The sequence below is a fragment of the Idiomarina sp. genome, from assembly GCF_048260185.1.
Lineage (GTDB): Bacteria > Pseudomonadota > Gammaproteobacteria > Enterobacterales > Alteromonadaceae > Idiomarina.
Genome location: NZ_JBLXHB010000001.1, coordinates 267,871 through 291,436, shown reverse-complemented (window position 1 = coordinate 291,436; position 23,566 = coordinate 267,871). Strand labels below are relative to the sequence as shown.

Annotated in this window: 23 protein-coding genes; 11 read left to right on the top strand and 12 right to left on the bottom strand. The window is 44.6% G+C overall.

Annotation, left to right across the window (positions count from 1 at the left end; all coding sequences use genetic code 11):
• Window positions 1–111 precede the first annotated feature (111 nt).
• The 4 genes from ACN0RF_RS01460 to ACN0RF_RS01445 form a co-directional block, all read right to left on the bottom strand.
• On the bottom strand, window positions 112–462 hold the full coding sequence (locus tag ACN0RF_RS01460) for a hypothetical protein (RefSeq protein ID WP_011234814.1): 351 nt from the start codon (window positions 460–462) through the stop codon (window positions 112–114).
• Window positions 463–1,623 (bottom strand): benzoate/H(+) symporter BenE family transporter, encoded by a 1,161-nt coding sequence (locus ACN0RF_RS01455; RefSeq protein ID WP_417437804.1) that lies wholly within the window; start codon window positions 1,621–1,623, stop codon window positions 463–465. It lies immediately after the preceding gene.
• Between the two features lie 21 nt (window positions 1,624–1,644).
• Window positions 1,645–2,439 (bottom strand): DUF817 domain-containing protein, encoded by a 795-nt coding sequence (locus tag ACN0RF_RS01450; protein ID WP_417437803.1) that lies wholly within the window; start codon window positions 2,437–2,439, stop codon window positions 1,645–1,647.
• A 65-nt stretch (window positions 2,440–2,504) separates the two neighbouring features.
• A complete protein-coding gene (locus ACN0RF_RS01445) occupies window positions 2,505–4,880 on the bottom strand; it encodes a TonB-dependent receptor domain-containing protein (RefSeq protein ID WP_417437802.1) in 2,376 nt (791 codons plus the stop codon).
• A gap of 169 nt (window positions 4,881–5,049) precedes the next feature.
• Between ACN0RF_RS01445 and ACN0RF_RS01440 the strand changes: the two genes are divergently transcribed.
• Complete coding sequence (locus ACN0RF_RS01440) at window positions 5,050–5,718, top strand: haloacid dehalogenase type II (RefSeq protein WP_417437801.1); 669 nt, start codon at window positions 5,050–5,052, stop codon at window positions 5,716–5,718.
• Between the two features lie 3 nt (window positions 5,719–5,721).
• Here ACN0RF_RS01440 and ACN0RF_RS01435 read toward each other — a convergent pair whose 3' ends face one another.
• Window positions 5,722–7,773 carry a TonB-dependent receptor gene (locus ACN0RF_RS01435; protein WP_417437800.1) on the bottom strand — a complete coding sequence of 684 codons (2,052 nt, stop codon included), beginning with the start codon at window positions 7,771–7,773 and terminating at the stop codon, window positions 5,722–5,724.
• A 98-nt stretch (window positions 7,774–7,871) separates the two neighbouring features.
• Window positions 7,872–8,417 carry a DUF924 family protein gene (locus tag ACN0RF_RS01430; protein ID WP_417437799.1) on the bottom strand — a complete coding sequence of 182 codons (546 nt, stop codon included), beginning with the start codon at window positions 8,415–8,417 and terminating at the stop codon, window positions 7,872–7,874.
• Window positions 8,418–8,561: 144 nt separating this feature from the next.
• On the opposite strand from ACN0RF_RS01430, the gene ACN0RF_RS01425 reads away from it, so the two are divergent.
• Genes ACN0RF_RS01425 through ACN0RF_RS01415 form a run of 3 tightly spaced genes read left to right on the top strand, consistent with a single transcriptional unit; the run spans window position 8,562 to window position 10,685 of the window.
• Entirely contained in the window at window positions 8,562–10,076 is a 1,515-nt protein-coding gene (locus tag ACN0RF_RS01425) for a PepSY-associated TM helix domain-containing protein (protein ID WP_417437798.1), read from the top strand.
• Complete coding sequence (locus ACN0RF_RS01420; RefSeq protein ID WP_417437797.1) at window positions 10,060–10,404, top strand: hypothetical protein; 345 nt, start codon at window positions 10,060–10,062, stop codon at window positions 10,402–10,404. The genes ACN0RF_RS01425 and ACN0RF_RS01420 overlap by 17 nt, the downstream gene beginning before the upstream one ends.
• A complete protein-coding gene (locus tag ACN0RF_RS01415) occupies window positions 10,401–10,685 on the top strand; it encodes a DUF3325 family protein (RefSeq protein WP_417437796.1) in 285 nt (94 codons plus the stop codon). The genes ACN0RF_RS01420 and ACN0RF_RS01415 overlap by 4 nt, the downstream gene beginning before the upstream one ends.
• Window positions 10,686–10,731: 46 nt before the next feature.
• Here ACN0RF_RS01415 and ACN0RF_RS01410 read toward each other — a convergent pair whose 3' ends face one another.
• Window positions 10,732–12,903 carry a TonB-dependent siderophore receptor gene (locus ACN0RF_RS01410; RefSeq protein WP_417437795.1) on the bottom strand — a complete coding sequence of 724 codons (2,172 nt, stop codon included), beginning with the start codon at window positions 12,901–12,903 and terminating at the stop codon, window positions 10,732–10,734.
• A gap of 207 nt (window positions 12,904–13,110) precedes the next feature.
• Between ACN0RF_RS01410 and ACN0RF_RS01405 the strand changes: the two genes are divergently transcribed.
• Window positions 13,111–13,551 (top strand): SixA phosphatase family protein, encoded by a 441-nt coding sequence (locus ACN0RF_RS01405; protein WP_417437794.1) that lies wholly within the window; start codon window positions 13,111–13,113, stop codon window positions 13,549–13,551.
• A 41-nt stretch (window positions 13,552–13,592) separates the two neighbouring features.
• Here the strand turns inward: ACN0RF_RS01405 and ACN0RF_RS01400 are convergent, their stop codons facing one another.
• The 3 genes from ACN0RF_RS01400 to ACN0RF_RS01390 form a co-directional block, all read right to left on the bottom strand.
• A complete protein-coding gene (locus ACN0RF_RS01400; protein ID WP_417437793.1) occupies window positions 13,593–14,606 on the bottom strand; it encodes an alpha/beta hydrolase family protein in 1,014 nt (337 codons plus the stop codon).
• Between the two features lie 90 nt (window positions 14,607–14,696).
• Complete coding sequence (locus ACN0RF_RS01395) at window positions 14,697–15,230, bottom strand: DUF1543 domain-containing protein (protein WP_417437792.1); 534 nt, start codon at window positions 15,228–15,230, stop codon at window positions 14,697–14,699.
• 9 nt (window positions 15,231–15,239) lie between these two features.
• Window positions 15,240–15,455, bottom strand: coding sequence for a DUF1653 domain-containing protein (locus ACN0RF_RS01390; RefSeq protein ID WP_417437791.1), 216 nt, complete (start codon window positions 15,453–15,455; stop codon window positions 15,240–15,242).
• Window positions 15,456–15,625: 170 nt separating this feature from the next.
• On the opposite strand from ACN0RF_RS01390, the gene ACN0RF_RS01385 reads away from it, so the two are divergent.
• Both ACN0RF_RS01385 and ACN0RF_RS01380 read left to right on the top strand, forming a co-directional pair.
• Entirely contained in the window at window positions 15,626–16,480 is an 855-nt protein-coding gene (locus ACN0RF_RS01385) for a serine aminopeptidase domain-containing protein (protein ID WP_417437790.1), read from the top strand.
• A gap of 19 nt (window positions 16,481–16,499) precedes the next feature.
• Window positions 16,500–16,715 (top strand): hypothetical protein, encoded by a 216-nt coding sequence (locus ACN0RF_RS01380; protein WP_417437789.1) that lies wholly within the window; start codon window positions 16,500–16,502, stop codon window positions 16,713–16,715.
• Between the two features lie 6 nt (window positions 16,716–16,721).
• On the opposite strand, the gene ACN0RF_RS01375 is transcribed toward ACN0RF_RS01380, so the two are convergent.
• Window positions 16,722–17,570 carry an MBL fold metallo-hydrolase gene (locus tag ACN0RF_RS01375; protein WP_417437788.1) on the bottom strand — a complete coding sequence of 283 codons (849 nt, stop codon included), beginning with the start codon at window positions 17,568–17,570 and terminating at the stop codon, window positions 16,722–16,724.
• Between the two features lie 426 nt (window positions 17,571–17,996).
• Here ACN0RF_RS01375 and ACN0RF_RS01370 point away from each other — a divergent pair, with 426 nt between their 5' ends.
• The 4 genes from ACN0RF_RS01370 (at window position 17,997) to ACN0RF_RS01355 (ending at window position 20,345) form a co-directional block, all read left to right on the top strand.
• Window positions 17,997–18,929, top strand: a complete 933-nt coding sequence (locus tag ACN0RF_RS01370) for a hypothetical protein (protein ID WP_417437787.1) — start codon at window positions 17,997–17,999, stop codon at window positions 18,927–18,929.
• Window positions 18,930–18,968: 39 nt separating this feature from the next.
• Window positions 18,969–19,352, top strand: a complete 384-nt coding sequence (locus ACN0RF_RS01365; RefSeq protein ID WP_417437786.1) for a hypothetical protein — start codon at window positions 18,969–18,971, stop codon at window positions 19,350–19,352.
• A gap of 98 nt (window positions 19,353–19,450) precedes the next feature.
• Window positions 19,451–20,011, top strand: a complete 561-nt coding sequence (locus ACN0RF_RS01360) for a hypothetical protein (RefSeq protein ID WP_417437785.1) — start codon at window positions 19,451–19,453, stop codon at window positions 20,009–20,011.
• A gap of 112 nt (window positions 20,012–20,123) precedes the next feature.
• Window positions 20,124–20,345, top strand: a complete 222-nt coding sequence (locus tag ACN0RF_RS01355; protein WP_417437784.1) for a hypothetical protein — start codon at window positions 20,124–20,126, stop codon at window positions 20,343–20,345.
• 294 nt (window positions 20,346–20,639) lie between these two features.
• On the opposite strand, the gene ACN0RF_RS01350 is transcribed toward ACN0RF_RS01355, so the two are convergent.
• Window positions 20,640–23,564 carry a TonB-dependent receptor gene (locus ACN0RF_RS01350; RefSeq protein ID WP_417437783.1) on the bottom strand — a complete coding sequence of 975 codons (2,925 nt, stop codon included), beginning with the start codon at window positions 23,562–23,564 and terminating at the stop codon, window positions 20,640–20,642.
• Window positions 23,565–23,566 lie beyond the last annotated feature (2 nt).

The window sequence follows — 23,566 nt, the reverse complement described above, 5'->3', positions numbered from 1 at the left end:
TTATAAATGAATATGAATAAAGTCATATGATAAGCAGTATTAAATTTTGGCTCAATACAGTCCTCTGGCCTTAACAGATTCTTTACACTGATAACTCAATTAGGTGATTACTTAATATGACCAGTCGCCCTGTTCTTCCACCAATACAGTCTCATTATTTTGAATAACCTGAAGCAAACCTGATTCAAAAACTTTATAAGTCGTATTTCCGTTTTTGAATTGATATCCCTGAAAACGGCAAGGAGTCACTCCGTCAGCACAAAGTGAATGCAGTGTTTTGCCTTTAAGTTCTATGCGGTTACCTGATATTTTCGAGACTCCGACATAACTCACGTTATCGCATGTGACAGAGCCTTCCTGACAGTGACGCTCAATTTCAACAATATAGTGTTCTGTTGTCAGCGTATCTCCAAATGCTGCACCAGATAATATGAATACACTTAATAACATAAATTTTTTCATCTACTTTTCCCTGCTTACATTACTCAGAAAATAATAACCGGCCAAACCAATTAATAAGCCCCAGAATGAACTGTTAATACCTAAGAAATTGACGCCGGATGCTGTAACAATAAAAGCCATAACCGAAGCCAGCAAAGTCTCTTCATGACTAAATGCCTGGCGGAAATTAACAGCAAGCACCGGTAACAAAGCTAAGCCAGCCAGAGCCGATGTCGCTTCGGTTGGTAAAGCCAGAAACAACCCAACAATTAATGACCCGGCAAGCCCGGCAATGATATAGAAGACGCCGGCCGCCATAGCTGCTTTGTAACGCTGACTACGATCGGTATCGGCATCTGCGGTTTGACAAATAGCGGCGGTAATTGCGGCCAGGTTTATTGCGAAAGCCCCAAGCGGAGCCATAATGACACCGAATAATCCGGTCACCCGTAACAGCGGCGACAGTGGCACCGCATAGCCATTACTGCGCAGCATCATAATGCCCGGCAGGTTCTGGGAAACCATAGTGACAACATATAAAGGAATCCCAATTCCAACCAGTAAAGAGAAGTTAAACTCAGGCCATACCCAGACCCAATCGGGGGCGGAGACAATCAACTGGCTTGCATCAAACTGCTTTGTCAGCACCGGCAAGCCCACTGCAGCCAGCAACACCCAGAAAAAAACCAGCTTAGGTGTCAGCTTCCGCATCACAAAATAAACAATGACTAAAGTTGCAGTAATTAAAGGCTGATTATCAAAGGCCGGAACTAAAGCCAACACAAACTTAAGTAAAATGCCGGCCAATATAGCAGCCGCTATTTCGACCGGAATGTATTTTAATAGCCGGTCAGAAATACCGCTTAGGCCACTAAGTAAAATTAAACCCGATGAAAAAATGAAAATGCCGACCGCCTCGGCGACTGAAACACCGGCAAGGGCAATAATGAGCAGGGCAACACCCGGTGTAGACCATGCCGTCAGTATCGGGGCTTTGTACCGCCACGAGAGAAGAATACTGCTTAGCCCCATAGCTAAACCTAAGGCGAGCAACCAGGAACTCTGCAACTCAACCGAGCCATTGAGGCTTTTTACGGCTTCCAGAATTAAAACAACCGCACTGCTGTAACCAACAAAAACCGCTGTCGCCCCAGCCATAATATGAGAAATGGAAAACCTCATGGCACTTCCTTTGTGGTCTGTTTATATCGCTTCGTTTCTTCTGCGTATTTTAATTCTATTAATTGAAGCCACTAATACGAAGCTCAGTAGCATTAATAAAAACCAGGAGCTTAATTTGGCAATCGGCACCATCTGCCACTCGCCAGACTGGTTCGGATAAATCCAGATATTGGCATAAGTGGCAATATTTTCAGCAAACCAGATAAATAGCGCAACCAGGAACCATCCCAGTAAAAGAGGCATACTACGATGTGTGCTGTTGATTTTGTAATAAATAGCTGTCCGATAAAACAGAAAGAATGTAAAAGCCAGTAAAACCCAGCGCATATCCCAAATATAGTGGTGACTAAAAAAGTTGATATAAACCAGAGTTACTAACACCAAAGTGAGGCTCTTGGGCGGATAATAAGAGTATTCAAATTCGAAGATGCGCCAGACCCGGGCAATATAACTTCCGACGGCACTATACATGAACCCTGTAAATAGAGGCACGTTGGCAATACCAAAGACATAATCTTCCGGATAAACCCAGGCGCCTATTGCGTCTGAGGTTTTAAACAACTCCATAACCGTTGCTACAATATGGAACACCAGAATGACAACGCATTCACGCAGAGTCTCAAGCCTGAAGACTAAAAGAAGAATTTGAAAGCCGATGGCGGCCAGAAAAATGAAGTCGTAACGATGTAATGCTTCCAGCGGATACCAGAACTTGGTTATCAACATGAGTGCCAGTAAAAAACCACCGAAAACACAGGCGTAAGCTTGTTTTACACCAAATAACCACAGTTCCTTTGCAAACGTTTTGATGTCCATATCTTCAACCCAGAGAATTCAGAACAGGTAAGGCACTGAATAATAGTGCCTTACCTGCTGGCAATTTAGAAGCTAATGGTAACACCAAACCAGAAGTTTCTGGCTTTATCTTTCACATTGTAATCATCGGTGAAAACAACTTCGCTAACGGCACCTCGTCCGGTAACGTATTCAAACTCACCATCACCGTTAAGGTCAGTATAAGTTGTTGAGTAGGTTGTGAAATCGCGATCCAATAAGTTATTGATGCGCAAGTTCAAGTCTACCGACTCCGTTAACTTGTAGTTAGCGCCTAAGTTAAACAAGCTGTAGTTCTCAAAGTACAGTTGTTGTTCGGTAACACTGTCATAACCACGGTAGCGATCGGAACGGAACTCACCTTGTAAGTAGATAGAAAGATCATCCGAAGCACTCCAGTTCAGCCATAAATTGGCCATGTGCTCCGCTGTATTCGTTAAAGGCTGACCAATCTGACTACCGCTTTTCTGCTCGCTGTCTGTCCATGTATAGTTACCGCGTAGTGACCAGGCTTCGCTTATTGCGTAACGCGCGGCCACCTCAACGCCCTGCACATCGACTTCGTCAATGTTAATACTTTGCGCCCATGAGTCATAACCGAGCTGCTCATATTCACCTAAGTTAACGCAAGGACGCACGTTGTCGGTTGCTTCACAGCTTAAAACTGTATCGCCACGGGCAATTTTGTCCTCAAAGCGCGTATTAAAGTAGGTGATGTTAAAGTTGTGATCGCCGTTATCTGAATTCCAGTAAAGTGCAATTTCAGAGTTTACGCTGGTTTCAGGCTGTAGCTCCGGATTACCGGCAAAAGGCATGGTTCCCTGTCCACCAAACCCAACGATGCCATCATACAAGTCGGTGGTTTTCGGCGTTTTATAACCGGTGCTAACGCCTCCTTTCAGCGTCCATGCGGAACTCAGGTTATAAACCGCATAAAGGCGCGGCGATACCTGACTTCCGAAAACGTCGTGTTTGTCGTAACGAACACCGCCGGTCAGGGTGAAGTCAGCAATTGGCATCCAGTTATCTTCCACAAACAAAGAGTACATTTTCTGCTCTTGAATAGCGCCAGCACTGCCTTCCTCTAAACCAAATACACCGTCTTCCAGCTCACCATCAATAAGCTGACCGCCAATAACAAAGTTATGATGTCCGGCAAAACCAGAGACAGGAATGTCCAGTCGTGCATCAACGGTATACTGACTGCTGTCTAACTGACGAGCCGGCCGTGGCAAGAAAGTTTCTTCTGCAATTGAGCGCCGCTCATCTTCGCCCAAGCCAGCATACTCACCGGTGCCATCGTACATTTCCTGCAATAACAAACGCTCATCCACGCTTAACGGCAAAGTTCTGCCATTATTTTGTGTGTCTACATAGGATAAGGAAATCATGCTGGTACCAAACGACCAGTCCGCATCATGCGCGATTGACCACCAGGTACGATCAAAAGTCTGATCCGCCGCATAACCTGCACGAGGGTTTACATTTCCTCCACGCGCCTGCCAAAGAGCTTCTATACTGTCTTTGGTGCCCAGAGGATAAGTAATAGTGTCATTTTCAACATCATAAGAAGGCGTGTTGTCGTATGACTGATGTGAGTCATCGTAATCAAATTTTATATGATGATTCTTTGCTGGCGTGTAAGACAAGGAGAACCCGTAGTGCTCGTCTTTGTTGTCAACAGTACGCCCGCCACTGCCAAAACCCAGCTGACGAACATGTACCGTGCCATTTGGGTCAACTGCTGGCTCAAATTCTGGAGAAGACGCCTGCTGGTCATACAGGCTGCCACGTACTCCCAGGCTTAAAACATTTTTAATTAACGGACCTGTGGCACTGAAGTCCGTTGTAAAGTCATCACCAAAATTGTCGTTCGTTTGCAGACTACGTCCGAAGGTTACAGCACCTGACCAGTCCTCCGTGTGCTTTTTAGTAATGACGTTAATGACACCGCCAAGCGCATCGGCGCCATATAAGGTGGAAGCCGGACCACGGATAACTTCAATTCGGTCAATGGTTTCCAGTGGCGGAATATGGTTAAAAGCATTGCCACCGAAGTTATTCGGATAAATATCACCATGGTTGTTCTGTCGTATACCGTCCACCAGTATTAACGTGTAGTCGCCGGTTAACCCCCGCATACTGATACTGCCCTGGCCGGTTTTATCGCGGCTGGTTCCTATATCGATACCTTCCTGATACTTCACCGCATCGAGCAGCGAAGTGAAAGAACGCGAGCGGATTTCTTCATTTGAGATAACAGAAATACTTGCAGGTGCCTCGGTAATTTTCTGCTCAAATCCAGCGGCTGTTACGACAATACGCTCAATATCGTCAGGAACCGTGTATTCGTCTGCCAAGGCACTACTTCCTAGAGCCGATGCAATAAGTATTGCCAGTGAACTGGGTACAAGTTTATCCATTTCTGTTTATCCTTAAATGTGTGAGTTAAGCGGTTGCGTATGCTACCCATGCTGTTTACAAATGTAAATACAAATAACAACAATTCGCATTACTAAAAACAAAAGCGAGCTAAATCCTCATTTTTTTCGTAGAAGAAGAACCTGTATTTAAAGTATCTGGAGTGTAGTTTTGACGAATTTGGCTTTTGACGTTTATGGCACGCTTATCGACGCACAAGGTGTGGTTTCAACATTAAGTTCATACCTTGGCACAGACAAAGCAGAGAGTTTTTCCGGTCGTTGGCGTGATAAGCAATTAGAGTATTCGTTTCGTCGCGGACTTATGCGGCAGTATCAGGACTTTGCAATTTGCACTAAGGAAGCCCTGGAGTTTACCAACAACGAATACGGTTCACCTTTAAATGAAGAGCAAAAAGAAGACTTGCTCGATACCTATACGCATCTACCCGCATTTGATGATGCCAGGGCGGCGCTTAGCAAGTTGAGCTTATCGGGCATGGGTTGCTTTGCTTTTTCCAACGGCAGCCAGGAGGCCGTTTCTGGGTTACTGGAGAAAGCCGAATTAAGCAGCTATTTTAATGAGGTTATAAGCTGCAAAGACATTAAGAGCTTCAAGCCTGACCCGGAAGTTTATCAATACTTTCTTGATAAAACGGACGGTCAGGCTGATAGCACCTGGCTTATCTCCAGTAACAGTTTTGACATTATTGGGGCTAACGCCGCTGGCTGGAAAACCGCCTGGGTAAAACGGACTAAAGAGGCTCAGTTTGACCCATGGGGAGTCGAGCCTACCATTACCGTAAGCTCGCTTTCACAGCTGATTGAAAATATAAAATAAGGTTTAAAACTCGTACGACAGTTCAAAGCGAACGGTTCTTGGCTCCATTACATGATAATGCAAGTCTTCCACACCGGTTGCCGACTCGCCCGGCAACCGCGATGCATAAAAGTAGTCTATGTCGTGATCATTGCTATCAAACAGATTAAGAACCTGCAGGTCCATCGCCCAAGCGTTCCATTTCTTGCCAACCATGAAGTTTACAACCGTCGAGCTATCGGAACGCTCTGAGTTGTCTTCAACCAACGGACGCTCTCCCAAGTAGCGTAGACGAACCGTTGAAAACCAGTTGTCATCAAAGCGTTTTGTCACGCCCAGTTGAAGAATGTCTTCCATAGCACCAGGTATTTCCTGTTCAAGCACATTGCTGTCATCAAACTCAGCATCGGTATAAGCGTATTCAAGATCAAAACTTAGCTGGTCACTGTAATTGTAATAAGCAGCCAATTCGATGCCCTGGCGTTTTGATGGACGGCTGGCCTCTGTATTACCAGCGTCTCCCACAAACAATAACTCGCTGTCCTGTTCTAATGACCACAGTGCCAGTGAACTGTTAAATTTGGCATTAGGCCGCCAACGCACGCCCACTTCGTAACCAAAGGTTCTGACCAACGGATCAACCGAATCAACAGCGTCACCATTATTCGGGTCAATAATCGTTACCGTGCCTCTTGCATCGTTGGAATGAAAACCCTGCCCGGCTGACAGATACAACTCCGCATCGTCAGTTAATAAGTAGTTCGCACTTCCTTTAAAAGACCAGAGGTCATCCGAAGTTTGACCGTTGTTCGGAGTAAGTGCCACGTTATAGATATTGGCATCAACTAAAGAGTTAACGCCAAAATCAAAGTAGTCATAGCGCAATGAAAGGTTGGTTCTCAGCCTGCTGGTCCACTGATAGTCGTAACTGGCATAAACGCCGGTGCTCCATTCGTTAACCTGGTCGCTTCTTACTGTACCCAGTCGTTCTCGTTGCTGCGACTTGTGCAGGCCAACTTCGCCAATGTCGTCATAGCGAGTTGAGAAGCCCAAAGTCAGGTTGTTATCCGGATGCCAGCTACCTGATGCTCCGTAAATTTTTCGGTCATCAACCTGTTCAAACTGGTCACCCAGAACAGGTTCATCAAGGTAATACGTGAAGTTTGAGAATAACGACAATTCGTAGTCGATAACATAGGCGGTTAGCGCGTAATCGGCGGTCGTGTATATGGCATTAACACTGTAGCGATGGGTTTTGCCGCCTAGAGTGTCATCAATTGAACCCAGCTCATCAATAATACTCTGGTTAACCGCTCGCGCAGGAATTTGGTCAGCACTGTTCCACTCATTCTCGTAACCCATAGCTCCAAAGGTAAGAACACCCTCAGAAGTACGGATGCTATGACGTACTACCGCATTGATTTTATCGACGTCCTCGTCAATATCTGTCCAGGGACCATCATAAGTCTGATATTCAAGCCCGTATAATGTCGTGTTAGTACGGTTCTGAGAAACGCTGTCAGCCAGCAACACCCGTTGGTAAGCGTCTTCACCCAGGCTTACTTTTGCAAGGCCTTTTTTCCGGTTCATTTGGGTGCTGAAACCCACGCTACCGGCACTGGAAAAGTCGCCCACATCACCGTGATAAGAACCTTTCTGATAGGTCACCTGTTCAATCAGCTCAGGAATAAGAAAGTTAATATCGGTATAGCCGTGACCGTGTCCATGAGTTGGCATATTCACCGGCATACCATCAACATAAGTGGCGAAATCGGTGCCGTGGTCAAGGTTGAAGCCACGTAAAAAGTACTGGTTCGCTTTGCCGCTGCCACTGTGCTGAGTTGCACTCATTCCCGGAATAAGCTCCATTAACTCGCCGGTGCGCAACATAGGCCGAATTTCTATTTCAGGTTGCCCCAGCACACCTTCAGAAGCCGACATGGCCTGCCCCAGCAAATTCGCCTGATGCCCAGAAACTAATATTCGTTCAATACCATCGTGCGCCTCTACCTGCGTAGAGTTAAACAAAGCACCTGAAACAACCACAGAAAGAAATGCGAGCTTAAAAGTCTTCATTGACGGAGTTATCCCTTCTCAAAATTTTTCGCAGTTTACCTTACAGAAATCGCTCACAGTTAAAATTTGAGAGCAAAAGGCTAAATCTGGCGACAAAGTTAAAAACTGGAGCCCGGTTGCTTAAGGAAGGCTTCCTCATCAGCGGTAGATTCACGACCCAATATGGCATTTCGGTGCGGGTAGCGGCCAAAACGATCAATAATTTCTTTATGTCTCACTTCAAACTGATAGTTGTTTTCCAGGCCTGGTTGGTCGAAAAGCTCAATAGCCTGCTTGTGAATAAACTTCGACTCACTGTGCATATAGGGCATGTATAAAAAAGATTTCTCCTGGGGCTCTAAGGATTCGTCTGCGCTCTGAGCTACAGCTTCCTGCGCCAGCACCAAAGCTATAGCGTCCTGTGCAAAGGCTTTCGGGGTATCCCGATAGATATTTCGTGAAAATTGATCGAGTACAATAATTTCGGCTAAACGCCCTTTTTCAGTCCCACGCCAATGCCAGAGCTCCCCTTTTTCAGCAGCTTCCAGGGTGGAAGAAAATCGTTTCTTAATCGATTTATCCAGCTCGTCACTTTTGACGAACCATTGCTTTGGCGCCAGCTCATTGAACCAGAACTCGAGAACCTCGTTCGCTTTAGCAACCATTTAAAGTCTCCAAAAAGTTAAGTTAAACACCGATAACGCAAATGATAATGGTTTTCATTAATGCATTTTTTGTGGTTTAATACGGCTCTGACAAAAACTAAACAAATCACCTTTACTATTATGAAAGCACGATTCAGAGACAGTATGACCTGGCTCCATACGTGGGCTGGATTAGTTGTAGGCTGGATACTGTTTGCGGTTTTTCTTACCGGAACATTAGCCTATTTCCAGTTCGAGATTACACAATGGATGCTGCCCGATGTAAAGCAACACGCAACTCCCGAAAAGGCAGTTGCACAAGCGCAAGACTACCTTGAAAAACAAGCCTCTGACTCACCGGGCTGGTCTATTACCTTGCCCGATGAGCGCTCCCCCATTACCACAATTTTTTGGCGTGACCCGAATGCCAGTAATGGTCGTGGTTTTGAATTCGCCGTTCTTGATGGTGATGGTAAAAGAATTGAGCAACGTGAAACCCGCGGCGGCAACTTCCTTTATCGCTTTCATTTTGATCTTCACTATATGCCAGTATTTATCGCCCGCTGGCTGGTTGGCATATGCGCCATGCTTATGCTGATAGCCATAGTTACCGGTGTGGTCATACATAAAAAAATATTCAAAGACTTTTTCACTTTTCAGCCCGGTAAAGGGCCACGCAGCTGGCTCGACGGGCATACTATTACCTCGGTATTAGCTTTACCTTTCCATTTTATGATCACCTACACCGGCTTAGTCACATTAATGCTAATGTATATGTCCTCAGCCGTGTCGTTAAGCTATGGCGACAGAGGTGATTTTTTTAACGACCTACAGTCCCAACCCCCTACACTACAGGCTAGTGGCGAAAGCGCAGATTTAGCTGACTTGCAGGAGGTTTATTTTAAAGCGCGGGAAGACATAAAGGGTAATCCTATTCGTTTAGCGCAAATTAGTAACCCCGGAGACAAGAACGCCGCGGTCACTTTTTACGAAGCACCGACCCAGTCACTTATGTCAGATTATACAACACTGACTTATTCAGCTGTTAGCGGTGAGCAGTTGCATGCCCAGCCCGTAGAAAATAGCGCAGAACTGACACGGCGCACCATGATAGGCCTGCACGCCGGACGTTTTGCAGACACCCAACTGCGTTGGTTGTACTTCTTTTTAGGAATTCTGGGCACCTTGATGATAGCCACAGGTCTGGTTTTATGGTTTGAGAAACGCAGAAAGAAACTGCAAGACAGCGGAAGCCTGTCATTCGGCCATTATCTAGTCAGCGGATTAAATGCCGGCTTTATTATGGGCCTTCCACTTGCCGTTGCCACTTACTTTCTGAGTAATCGGTTACTGCCCGTAGCGGCCGATAACCGGGCTGAACTTGAAATTGCCTGGTTCTTCTTTGGCTGGTTGTTAATGGTCTGCTATCCGCTGCTTCGCGGCGCCCGAAAAACCTGGCGAGACGGCGCACTGCTTAATGCCATTGCCTACCTGAGCTTGCCCATTGTCAGCTTTATTACTGTCGACCGGCACCTTCTGAATTATCAGTACCCGCGCGACTGGCCTTTATTTGGCATGGATATCAGCTTCATTTTAACGGCAGCCGCGTTTTTAGGACTCACTTGGTACCTGTTTCGCAAATGGAATTCAAAGGAGACGCAAAATGATGTTGAAAGATAAAATAGCCAATGCGCCATCCAAACTGACAATAAGTTATCGACTTTTGCTCGCGACTGTCGGTGGGTTCATTTTCACATTGATTGTTACAGTCTTCACGCCTGAACTGCTTTTATGGGCTTTTGGCTGGAACAAAGCCACAAGCCTAATGTGGATGATGCTCCTGAGCTTCGGTGTTTACTGCGGTCTGGTTATGTGGATTGTCGCCACCCGGAAACTACTAAAAACAAGCCTGATACTGCTGTTATGCGGAGTTGCCCTGTCTTTTAGTTTTATCCAGCTGCAGTCTCATAACGCAGGGAAACCAGCGGAAACCGAGGTGACACCATGATATCAGTTGTCATTTGGTTGCTTAGCTTAGCGGGCTTTTGGCTCTTATGCATTGTTACAGCGCGCCACCGTAAGTTATTTAATTTAAAACCGTTAAACCAGCGTGCCGAGCGGATCTATAAAATTGCAGGCTTTATATTGCTCGGTCTTGCTCTCGCCTGCACAAGTTTAATGCCAAACCCTGTAGACGGAATACTGGTCTGGTTTGGTATTCTGACTTTCGCCTCACTGTTTATTTCTGCTCTAATAGCCTTACGCCAGCAACGTAAACGCAGGGCATAAAAAAAGCCGGTGCTTTTGAAGGCACCGGCTTATTATATTCAGCCGCTTAAAACTTGTAATTAAAGCTCAAAGTGTAATCGCGTGGCTTGCCATAACGGTAACCGTTTACGAAGCCTTTTTGACTGTAATACTTCTCATCGAACACGTTAGACATGTTAAGTTGCAGACTCATACTCTCGGACAACTCATAACGCGCCATCAGGTTCACTAACGAGTAGCCGTCCTGCGTAAACCTCTCCATTTCTCCTGTACCAGGATTACGGCCTGTTGAGTAAACCTCATCCCGCCAGTTTACACCTCCCCCAATAGTCAACTGAGGCATTAGTTCAATGAACTGATAAGTGGTAAATAACTTGAACTGCTTATTCGGAGTATCAGTATTAACCGGGCTTCCCGAAGCATCCTCAGCGTCAAATTGAGAGTATCCTAACGATATATTCCAACCATCGACAGGCTGACCAACAACTTCAACTTCAAAGCCCTTACTTTCTGTGCCTTGAGCCGCAATATAAGCGGTTTGTTGTTCTGGTGTCGGAACGTAATTAGGGTCAGTTTCGGCCAGGTTGTCTTGTGATATTTTAAAGACAGCAATAGAGGTGTGCAGTCTGTCATCTAAAAATGTACTCTTCAGGCCAATTTCTTTACTATCTCCGTCCAGAGGATCAAGAAAGTTACCGTTCGCATTTTTAGAGTTTTGTGGCTTAAAAATCTCAGTATAACTGGCGTAAATACGGTGCTTATCGGTTAAATCGTAAAGCACGCCAGTATATGGAACAAAAACACCTGAGTCACCATAACTAACCTGAGTACCATAGCTTACGCCATCACGATCCCAACTTGATACACGGCCGCCAACAATAAACTTCAAATTATCACTAAGCGCTAATCTTGTAGCCGCATAAACTCCTTTCTGTTCGGTAGTCGTGTCTTCTCCGGGGCTGGGTTCATCTTCCCACTCCGGTTCCTGCAAGTCAGTCCACTCGTAAAAGTTATCGACATCGACCCGGTCAAACCCACCACTCATGTCTCCGCCAATTGGCGTAAAGGTATGTGCGAAAGCATCTTGGTCACTGTATAAAGCACCAATAACTACATCATGCATTTGACCAAAGCTCGAGAACTGCCCTTTTAACTGCAGATCAAAGCTATTTTGACTGTTTTCGCCATCACTGTGATAGCGCTGGGCGTTTAATCCTGCGCCTGTTTCCTTATCAACCGTTCCATACACATAAAGTAACTTGGAGGTTTTATCGGCATCCAGACGATTGTAGTTGGCAATAATTTCCCAACCGTTATTAAAGGTATGATTCAAGTTAATAAAATAGTTAGTACTGGTGGTTTCCCAACGCGTCCAATCCGCACCAGTTGTTTTAGAAACATCCCAGTCGGTTTGAGTTCCGTCATCAAAGAATGCTGGAAGCAACCCCCAAGTTGCGCCTTTAGGGTTGTTATGCTGATAGCTACCACCAACTCGTAGTAATGTTGAGGGTGTTAAGTCCGCCTCCATAACACCGTAGAAAATCTCTTTGTTTTCCTCTAAATAATCAACATGTGAATCACTGTCATGCAGCTTTACAACCGCCCGGCCGCGAACACTGCCGCTTTCGTTCAATGCGCTGCCAACATCAGCAGTTATCTGTTTGCTATTCCAGCGACCTGCCGAGACATTAATGTATCCTTCAAGCTCTCTGCTATTAGCATGTTTACGAACCAGGTTTACTGACGCTGACGGGTCACCCACGCCAGTCAACAGACCTGTTGCACCGCGAACAAATTCAATCCGTTCATAAATGGCAACATCGGCTACGGTTTCGCCAGCATCTCCGGCCAGACTCCATGAGGTAGGTACGCCATCAATTTGGTAGTTATCAATCTCAAACCCGCGCGCATAAAAAGTATTACGAACATTGTCCATTTCCGACGCAGAAACACCCACCGCGTTATTTACGGCTTCAAGCACGGTGTCGATATTCTGATCGAACATTCTTTCATCAGTCATAATACTGACCGACTGAGGCGTCTCACGCAGTGTTAAACCAAGACCTGTTGCGGTATCTAACGTTTGGCTGACGGTATATTTGCCAGTTACTTTAATCCGCTCAAGATTTTCATCGTTCGCCGATTTTTCTTTATCCGCATTTTGTGGTGCTGCAGTCGCTGCGAGTGGACTTAATGCCATTGCGATAGCTGCTGCAAGCGGAACGACACGTGCGTTCATACCCCATGTACTCCTTCGCTGTTAGTAAGGAGCAAAAGATAACACAACTACGAATCGTTATCATTTATATTTATCTTGTTTTTGATGCTTGTCCTGAAATAAACATAAAGTTATGTTTTACTCTCAAAAACCAAACACAAACTATAACCTTTAAAGCTTATGCGTCGTTTACTTTGTCTTTTAATTTTCGTTAGTACTTTTCCTAATATGGCATTTGCAGACACTTATACTCTTTACTTTACTCGTCACATGGAGAAAACCGATGAAAAAACTGACCCCGAGCTGAGTATTGCAGGGCAGCAACGGGCGCTCATGCTGGCTCAAACTCTAAAGAACAGTAATATTGAGGCTATATTTTCTACCAATTTTAAACGCACAAAACAGACAGGAGAAGCTCTCGCGAAGCATCTTGGTCTATCCGTTCAGAGTTACCCTTCTAAAGACTTTGATGGAATAATAGCCAGCATCAAAGGCCTGAAAAAGAATGCTCTCATTATCGGTCACAGCAACACGGTATCGGAGTTAGTAAAAGCCGCAGGCGGAAACGCCAAAACACTTGAAGAAGATGACTACGGTGACTTATTTCAGGTTGTTGTTAACGGTGACAGCGTGGTGACAAACAGGCTTTATGTACCGGTTGTGCGTTAGTAATACACACAACCGGCAAATAGTCCTGCTACCGCAACATATTATTCCCAGTGCGTTCTGAACCAAGACATCATTTCACTTCTTATTTCTTTTTTCTTGGGGAAAGAACGATGTCCTAGCCCTTCATATATTGAAAGTTTATGAGTGAACCCTTCTTTCTCAAGCACTTTGTCCAGCGCAATACTGGACTCAACTGAAACACGTTCGTCTTTGTCGCCATGTATCAATAAAATTGGAATGTCGTTATCAATTTCGTCCATCCAGAAAACAGCTGAGCGTTTTCTTAATTCGGCTTCTTTTTCTTCGTCGTAGTTGGGAATCCGCTTTTTATAAAGTTTCTCCATTTCTGGGCGATGCTTCAATCCCTCGAAGAAATCATAGTCTCCGGCATAAAGAACAATAGAATCAACGTCTAAGCCCTGCTTCACCGCTAAAAGTGATTGCATGCCGCCACGGCTGGACCCGAATAGGCCGACATTTTCGGGATTAACATTAGGAAAATGTTCAAACAACTGTGGTAAAGCAACCACGTCATTCACATCGGCACCACCATACTCATCTTTACCGGGAAATTTGGGAAAAGTACCACGATAATTTGAGGCAAAGATGGCGACATTATTTTCTTTAGCTAAGCTGAAAAGCTTTAGGTAAACACGGCCAAAGATCCAAGCTCCAAAACTACCATTGCCACCTCGGTTATAAATAATAACAGGTAAATCTGACTGACCTTCGGGCGCTATATAAAAACCGTTAACAACGGCATCATCAACTTTATAAATAATATTTTTGCATTCCAGATTCTGTTGATAATCTTCAAATTCTTCTTTCTTAAAAAACGCCCTATTTCTCTTTAAGCGTTCCTCAAAATCATCAGCCTTATCACTGCTGCCACCAGAAATCATCTTCATCCAGCTATCATAACTGGCAAAGTCTCCAGTAAAGCAGTCCCTGGTATTCATGAGTTTAACGTTAGGTTCGGCCTTAACTGGTGCCACGGCAAAACTAACAGCGGCTAACAGACTAAAAACCAGAGACTTCTTTATTATTCCTGTCATTTTTTCTGTCCTTGAGTTTAGTGTTATTTTTAATCAAACAATTAACAACTTACTATATAAAACAAAAATAACAACTTTACCGACAAAAAATTAAGGCAGTGGCTGATACCCTTTCCAGTCCGGCACCAGCGGCTGCTTTTTACCGTCAAATTCAAGCGTCACATAGTGGTTATCCACCAAATCGACACACAAGCAGTCATCCACTGCCAGTAAATCGTCTTTATGGATTTGCTCAGCGTCCGCTAAGCCGGCTTTGGAGACTTGAGCGCGAGCCAGTTGTTTTGCAGATTGCGGTGAGTCTGCGACCACCACAGTAAAGTCATGATACTCGGCCAGCTTGTTCGGAAAATAGCCACCAAAATTAACGAAGTACAAGCGTTTTTGCGCAGGTTCATAAGGTGCTTTAGAGGTAAGATGAATGCGGTAGCCATCCACATGGTGCAAATGAACAAAGCTATCCAGGTGCAGCCCTTTTTGCGTACCGAACCACCCTTTTCGAATAGCCGGATAGGTCTCTTCCATGCTCTGCCCCACTACAAAGCGGATATCATGCAACTCAATGTTGGCACCAGGCGCCGTGCCGCCAATATAAACTAGAAAGAGTTTGTTATCGATTTCGTTCATTGTCTTCCCTTACTCATTGCCAATAAAACAGAATCGGGGTACGTCATTGCCGTCTATGTTCACCGTTTCCACAAACATGTCAAAGGGGCGAACCCAAAGTTCCTGTTCCCCATACAGGGGTTGATAAAGCACCATCCACTCTTCAGTTTCGCTATGACGTGCGATATCAATAACGCGGTAACGTCCGCCTTTGTAGTGTTCATAAATACCCGACTTTATGGTCATTTGAGTTTATTCCAATGCTTAAGGTTACTAAAATACTTTGAAAGCATGTTACCAAAAGTTGTCGTTTAGCGGATAATCTCCTTTGTAATGGAAAACTAACCGGTATTTAATTCATGCGCAGCTTTAATCTATTTCTCACTCTTATATCTTTAATTTTCAGCGGCTATTCAATGGCTGCATCAGAATTGACGTTTGAAACACAGGCACTGCAACGTCCGTCACCAGCTGACTCTAAAATCACCTATCACCTTGGTTCAAGAGCAAAGCCAGCAAATATTCTACTGCTTATATTGCAAGGTTCTGACTGCCGGAGTGCATTAAAAAACCATTCTATTAAAGAAGTTTTACCCAAAGTACGACTCGACGCCGATGTTCTGCTCATTGAGAAATGGGGACTGACACCAGAAACCAACGAATGCCCGCAAACTTACATCGACAATGATTCGCCATCACAGCGAGTAAATGATGCCAGGCAGGTGCTGAAACACCTTAACGAAACGAAAAGTTATCAGTCAGTTTACGTTCTCGGCGGTAGCGAAGGCGCCGTCATTGCCGTCATGCTGCGCGAAGCGTTCCCCGGCATTACCGCCACTATCGCATTTAATGGTGGCGGTAATTCGTTTCAGGACGATATTGAGCACAATATAAAAGCATCGACACCCGCAGAGGTTACAGCATCGGTACTTGCCGAGTTTCGCGAGTTTGCAGAGCAAATAAAAGCATCAAAAGAACCCTTTGCCGTTAACTCAAGCCAGCATGGCTACAAGTGGTGGAAGGAGATGCTTACCCTTAAGCAAACCAAAATCGTAGAACGCGGAAAAACACCTCTGCTTATTGTTCAATCGGGACAGGACGATTCAGTAGATCCAGAGCAAACTCATGTAATGATAGAAAATCTGAGTAACTCGGAGAATGTTGACTATCGGTACTTTGAAGAACTTGACCACGGCCTGCGAAAAGAAAATGGCGACAGCATTGATGACTCAGCACTGGCTGTCATGCGAGGATGGTTTCAGAAACACTGAAACGGCATGAGTTGCAGATATGAAAACAGATAATAAAATACTTTCGACCATATACTTGGCGCTGGTTATTATTGGCGCAGGCCTTGTTGGTGGAACCATCATTAAGTCATTTCAAGTGGGTGAATTCACTCTACACAGTTCAGAATTCAAAGATTTTCTCATAGCACTACTTATTTCATCGCTTTACCACTGGTGGAAAGCGCGTAAAGAGAAGGCGAAAAATGAGCGGCTTTAACTCTGTCTAACGTCGGTCAAAATAAGACTGCTCATTTAGCGTTTTATAAACACCTTCTATATTCTGCGGCAGCCACTCGTTATACATTTTTAAATCGGAAAATTCATCAAGCTTGATGTCCTGCTGAAGTGTTTCCAAACTTTTGCCAGCCAACATGCCGTCGCGAACCTCAGCGTATAAGGCTTGAAGATAGCTTAAATAGCGTTCAACATCTTTACGCGTTCCTATATCCGCATGAGCACCAACAAACACATCAAATGGCTTTTCCTCTAACACGGCTTTTGTCGAACGTATCATTCCATGAATGTCATACCCCGGAAGCGTTTGGTAAGGCATGCGACCCAGCACAATCCAGTCGGCCACGAAGAGTACGTTCTCAGGCATAAACCGCATGCTGACAGAACCACGCCCATTGTTTGGCCCGTAATATTTCATTTGAACCGATTGCTCACCAAGCTTAATAGTCAGCTCGTCGTTAAACGTCGTTGTCGGCAGTGCAGTTGGTGTTTTAGTCCAGCGCAAATCCTCATCTGCGTATTCATGCGCAATAACCTCAATACCTTCAGAAACGAATACCTCACCACCTAACGTATGGTCAACATGGTTATGGCTATAAGCCAGGTAACGCACTCGCTGATCAAAGCGTTCTGATAACTCCTTTTTAAGGTATTGAGCCGCGTCTTTGTTGATTGGGTCAGTAACAAAAATGCCCTGCTCGGTCACCATAAATACCGAATGATAATGACCCGCCGAAAACCGATAGACATTGCCCTTAACCTTTTCAATAGCGTAGTCAGCTGCCATTACCGTAGTGCAAGCACTGAACCATAAAGCCAGAGTCAGAAATAGTCTCATTACTTATTGCTCCTCAAGCGAGTTGACCTTTGCGGTATAAAAACGCTTAGCACACCTAATGAATAGTCTTTCACGTTAGCTGCTAATTCTGCATTGTTCCAGAAACAAAAATCGTATCTTTCTCAAACTAACCGAATAGTGGCCGGCAGTTTTGATGCTCACTTAACTCCGCAATATTGCTTACTTTATTATTGTGTTGTGTATTTAACTCGTTTAAGGTCAATTACATAGTAAAAACGAAAAGTTAGATATTGTGCACTCGTTAGAATGAAAATGAGTATGCTCGAATTGGTTTGCCTGTTTTTGGCCTGCTTTTTTGAAAAATAAATTGAGTTATTAAAGGGTTGCGAAGAAAAAGCAGCAATTTAATGAAAGGCTAAATGCGAATGCACAATATATAAATGTTAAATTCAAAGGGAGAATTGAGTGCAATCTGCATTATTCGCACATGAATTGGCAAAAGCTTGGAGTAGGGAGTCTAGCCAATCAAATTTTTCAGAAGTTCAACAATTTAGAGCTTTAATGAGAAGTTTTGGCTCCTTAAAGAAGCCATTCAAGATTGAAGAGTTTCATGGAATGAAACATCAAGTTGTATTTAACGGAAAAGGTAGTTGGGGGCGTCCATCTGCAAGATGTGAGATATCCGACCTGCTGATAATTTCGTACAGAAAAAGCCCTGAATTCCAAGCTAGAGCTACTTTATTACAAGCAAAAAAATCTAACGAGAAACATTCAAATTTGTGTTCGGGGTTCTCCAATACAATCCCCTATACAGACTTCAAAGCTAATCTTGAGCAGTGGGATTTATTGTCTCGCAGGCCGAATGTACTCCCATACCCACCTTTTGACTGCCACCCAGAAATTCTTAGTGGTGCAATTTTGCCTTCGATTGGATCATTAGGGGTATTCCATAGATACTCGGGGAAAGACTACGGCTTCTTTTACGTGGTCGCAGATTTGGCAGTGCCTATGAACTCTCCAACTCGAAAATATGCCAAGCTGAAAACCAAGACAAATAGTCGTTCTAGAACTGTGAATGGCTACACTGAATGTACCTATGCTTGTTGTTTGCCTACCTTTGCAGAAGCATTGTATCGCCTAGAAATTGGTACTCCTATAGAGCCCAAAAATTGTGTGAATAATAAAGACGAAAATTATAGAAATAATTTTAGGGGCTGGTTGCGTGCAGTTTTGTATAGTCATATCGAGATGACGAATAATGAATCCGTATTGGCGAGGGATTTACTTGGGCAAATAGAATCGGATTATGAGGGGGAATTCATGTCAGAACCGCCAAGGCTGCTGCTTCTAAATTGTGACGATTTTGAATTTAACAAGCAAAGGCAGTCGGACGCGTAAACGCGCCGCTGCTTTGAGCGTTATGTTGCTAAGGAAAGTATGAGTAATATTCGAATAGTATTTATTATAACTGGAGTTGTTTTTCTAATTCTAACTCATATCGGTGATACATATTATCGTGATTGGGTGTATACCAATCAAATAGCTGACTTTGGTTTGGTAAACTATTTACCAAGTATTACTGGGACTATTACTGCGATTTTTCTTTTAATAGGACTATCAAAAGAATCTTTCACAAAAGCTCCCGCTTCAGCATTCTGGGTAATGGTTGGTTGCGTAATGTATGAGGTCATGCAGCCCACTTTAGGGACAGGTGTTTTTGATTGGCAGGATTTGGTTGCTGTAGTAATTACAGGTTGTATTGTTGTTTTTACACTAAAAAAATCAAACAATGGTTACAAGCGCAACATAACAAGAAAATAAACAAGGACAAAAAACAGTTGGCTTTTGCTCCTTCGTCGCTAATTTAGCCAACTACTTTATTGCCTCTGAACAAGCCGTTAGTGTTCAAGGAGTGAATTTTGGCAACAAGTTTTATAAGCGAGCACTCAGCTGAATTTGTATTGGTTCCGAGTATGAAAGCCCTCTTGGAGAAGAGGTTTTCAATTGTCGTACCGATTTTTCCTTGGCTATCACGAGAGTTCGGAAATCAGGCAAAAAGCTCTCACGGATTCTCGGGGTTTTATATCTTAGCTCTCTTTCCCAGAAGACCAAAGATCTCTGATGAAGGCGATGTTCTCGTAACAATAAATAGCGAACTATCCGTATACAAAGAAATTGCTCTGAAACACGGAATAACGGTCCTTGCTGGATGCCCTAATGCTACCAACCTCCGGGAATTGGCGACTTGCGATGAGTGTGCATGGATAGATGCAGATGGTTATTACGATTATTTAGAAAATATTAATTGCCTAGGTGGTAAGCGATTAACCGATAAAGATGTTATTGCTTCTGTATCAAGGGGAGAAGTCCATACCATGGAGAGTCTTGAGGAGTTCATACGGGAAACTCGTTATGTGCTGCCGGCTGGTTTCTTTGGTATGCGATATAAACCAGTATATTTTTTAGTGGAAGAACACTAACAAACCAATCAGCTTCGCGCCTTTCAGACGCCGAACGTAGTAAAGCTGCGCCGGTTATTGAGGGGTTATGTGTTCCAGCTTAGAAAGAGGATAAAAAATGAAAGGTGTCGACATGAAAAAGAAAATCGATAAATCAGTAAAGAGACATTTCGGTCAAGCACTTTTGGTGGCTCTTGCTCCCATTGTTTTTATCCAACTTATTGCATATTTTTCTTCAAACAATTACGACACTTTGTCGATTTTACTCTCGCCAATTTGTGTACTTGGTGGTTGCTCTTTATTATTGAAACTTGTTCTCCAAGATGTCTATGCCTCGAAGCACGAAAGCACATAACAAGCCGTGGCAGTTCGCGCCTGCCGGCGCGTCGGACTCTCTACGCTCGCCACGGCACAGCGCCGTTAAGTACATAATGAGATAACCCAAGAATGTCAGGAATATTCAAAAAGAAGAAAGTAATACTCAGGCAAGATCTAGGTTCAGAAGTTGAAGGTGCTTTTGGGGCTTCCGAGTACGAATGGTGCTGGACGGTAAAAGCTGTTGATGTCCAAAAATTTCAAAATTCTATTGGTTCATGCTCCTACCCACTCCAAGGCTTAGTAGTCGCGCTATCAGCCCCTTAAATCATCATCAAAACTGCCCGCTTACCCCCAGCAAGAACGTCCGCCCATTAGAGGTTGTGTTGTAAGCGCGGTCACTAGAATCACTGTAAAGCTCTTCGCGGACATTGGTCAGATTCAAAGCTTCGAGGGTTAACTTAAAGTTATCAGACAGTTGGTAGTGAGCGGCCGCGTCAACGTAGGTGGTGTCATGGTAGCCGGATTCATCCTGGTCGGTATTGCCTGCCTGCACAGACAAAATATAGTCGCTTCGGTAGGCCGAAGAGATACGCGCTGACCAGTCGTCAGCTTCATAATAAAAGGTCAGGTTGTAACTTTGGTTCGACAATCCGGCAAAGGTCTTTACCTGATTTTCACCGGTGCCCTGCACGTCTCGGTACAGCGTATCACCGTCTGCCCAGGTATAGTTGGCAATCATGCCGAGTCGGTTGAAGGGCTCAGGCAGAAAGTCAAAATCCCGCGAGAACGCAAACTCTGCGCCCTGAATAACAGAAGAATCGGAGTTTTCCGGTGTGGTGACAATAAATAAGTCGTCTACAGACTCCCCTTCCTGCAGCAAGGCTTCGGGAAGCCCTAAACTGCCGTAACGTAACAGCTCAGTTTTTTCGACAATGAAGTTATCAATGTTTTTATGAAACAGCGCTAAGGATATAAACCCTTGCTTATTAAAATACCACTCAATAGCAGTGTCTATGTTTATCGATTCGAACGGCTGCAGAAAGGGGTTCCCTAATCCTATTGAACCAATATCGCCGTCATCGCGCGAGGCCTGCGATACGTTCGCAGAAAAGGACAATTTATCTATAGAAGGCCGGGTAATATTTTTGCTCGCTCCAAAGCGCCATAAAACATTATCGGTAATATCCATAACCATATTCAGGCTGGGTAACCAATCGGAATAGTCCCGCTCTATTTCCGTGTAAATACCTTTTGAGATACCCGCAGAAGACAGAGTTGTCTCGAAAAAACGCGCGCCGGTACTCAACAGCAGCGTTTTACTAAACATTTGCGTATCAAGATCGAAAAGAAAATAAGCAGAGTCAGTTTCCTCCTCCACAGAATAATTAGACGTATCAATAATAGACTCTTCACCCAATCTGTAGCCCGCTAAACCGAAGTGTTGCTGAAGCTGAGCTAAATCGCCCTGCAACCAGTTGAAGTCGGGGTGTTGAGTATAAACATCCGTATACTCAGGCGGTAAAAACAAATTACCTTCGTTTTTGGGCGTCAGGCCGTTGGTCGGAAAGTCTCCCTGTACTCGTTCATGCCCGTCATTTGACAGTTTCTTATGGCTGACACCCAGCTTCAGAGAGTTTTGGGGCATTAACCGGTAGTCGAAATCAGCTTTAAACGTAAGCATGTCCGAAGAAATCTCGTTTTCCTGAAAGTAGAGGTCTTTCACCCGAAACGCTGTTGGGTCGGTAGTATCAAATTCAGGCGAACGACTAAGGCCATAAAAGCGATCCTTCTTAAAGTCGGTAATAATATCCACGCCGTCGGTAATGATGTTGACCTTGTTCAGCTTAGGCTGACGGTAGTCAGACGAGTTAACCCCGAGTAAAAAATTAAACGAAGCATCGGGACTCGTTTGCCAAAATGAATTAAAGGTTATTTGCTTAAACTCAGACTCGTTATAGTCCTGCCGGGTTTCAGCTCGCCACGTCGCGTCCTTGTATTCGGCATAAACTACTTCTTTTTCGCTGTCATTATTCACCCATTCCAGAGCTTTTACCTGACGATTATTTTTTACCGCAATATGGTGTTCATCTAAGTCATTGGTCAGTCGGTTCAATAAAATATCAACTGTACTGATAAAATTCTCACTCGGCTGATATTGCAGAGAAGCGGTAATTCCCAAGCGGGTCTGGTCGTTATTCCAGAGCGAATAGCGGTGCCCCCGGGGAAACCAGAATTCGCCGTTAGCTAATTTCTCTGACAGCGCGGGATTATCCGGCCCAACATAAGTTTTATTCTCTTTACGCCAGCGCGTGGTGTTGGTTCCATATTCAGTTGTGTGCCGTTCACTGTAGGCCATTGATACCAGCGCACCAAAGCTCCCCCAGGTATTCGCTATCATTCCGGCCACACGGGGGTCGTAGTGTTGGCTGTTGGAATTGTAGGCCTGTCGGTAGGAGAAAGCTGAAGTAAACTCCTTGTAGTCTGCGGGCTTTGGTGTAAATAACTCTACCGTGCCGCCAATACCGCCCTCTTCCATACGCGCCGAGTAAGACTTTTTCACATCAATTCGATTAAACAGTTCAGAGGCAAAAATATTAAAGTCGAACGCCCGGCTACGGCTAACTGAACCGCGGGCATCCATTGGCGATGATGTTATTCCCAACGCTTCCATGCCATTGATATGCACACGGGTGAAGTCCGGTCCCAGCCCGCGCAGCGATATTTGACGCCCTTCACCGGCTTCCCGGGTAATCGAAATACCGGGCACGCGCTGCAGTGAGTCAGCTAAGTTCAAGTCCGGAAAATCGGCAATATCTTCGGCCAGTATCGAGTCCTGTGACACCATTGCCAGACGCTTATATTCCCGCGCTTTAAATAAAGAATCGCGGAATCCGGTAACAGTAATTTCTTCAATAACCTGGTTAACTGGTTTGCTTTCTGCTGCAGGCTCCGGGGACTTAACTACATTGTCCTGACAGATCTCAACCAACCAGCCGGAAGCGACATTACTCGCGCATAAATTGCTGTCTTTCAGCAGCTCTTGCAGCAGGTCCTGAGCTGTAAACGAGCCTTTCAGTGCCTCAGTGTGTTCATTAGAAACTAAAGCAGGGTCGAACAATATGGTCTGGTCGGTTGTGCGGGAAAACTGAGTTAATGCGTCTTTTAAGGGTTGCGCCGCAAAAGTCACATCGAACTTCGTGCCTTCTGCGGCCAGGGTTAAACTGGAAATAAGTAGTAGCCAGCTAAATCTACGCATTT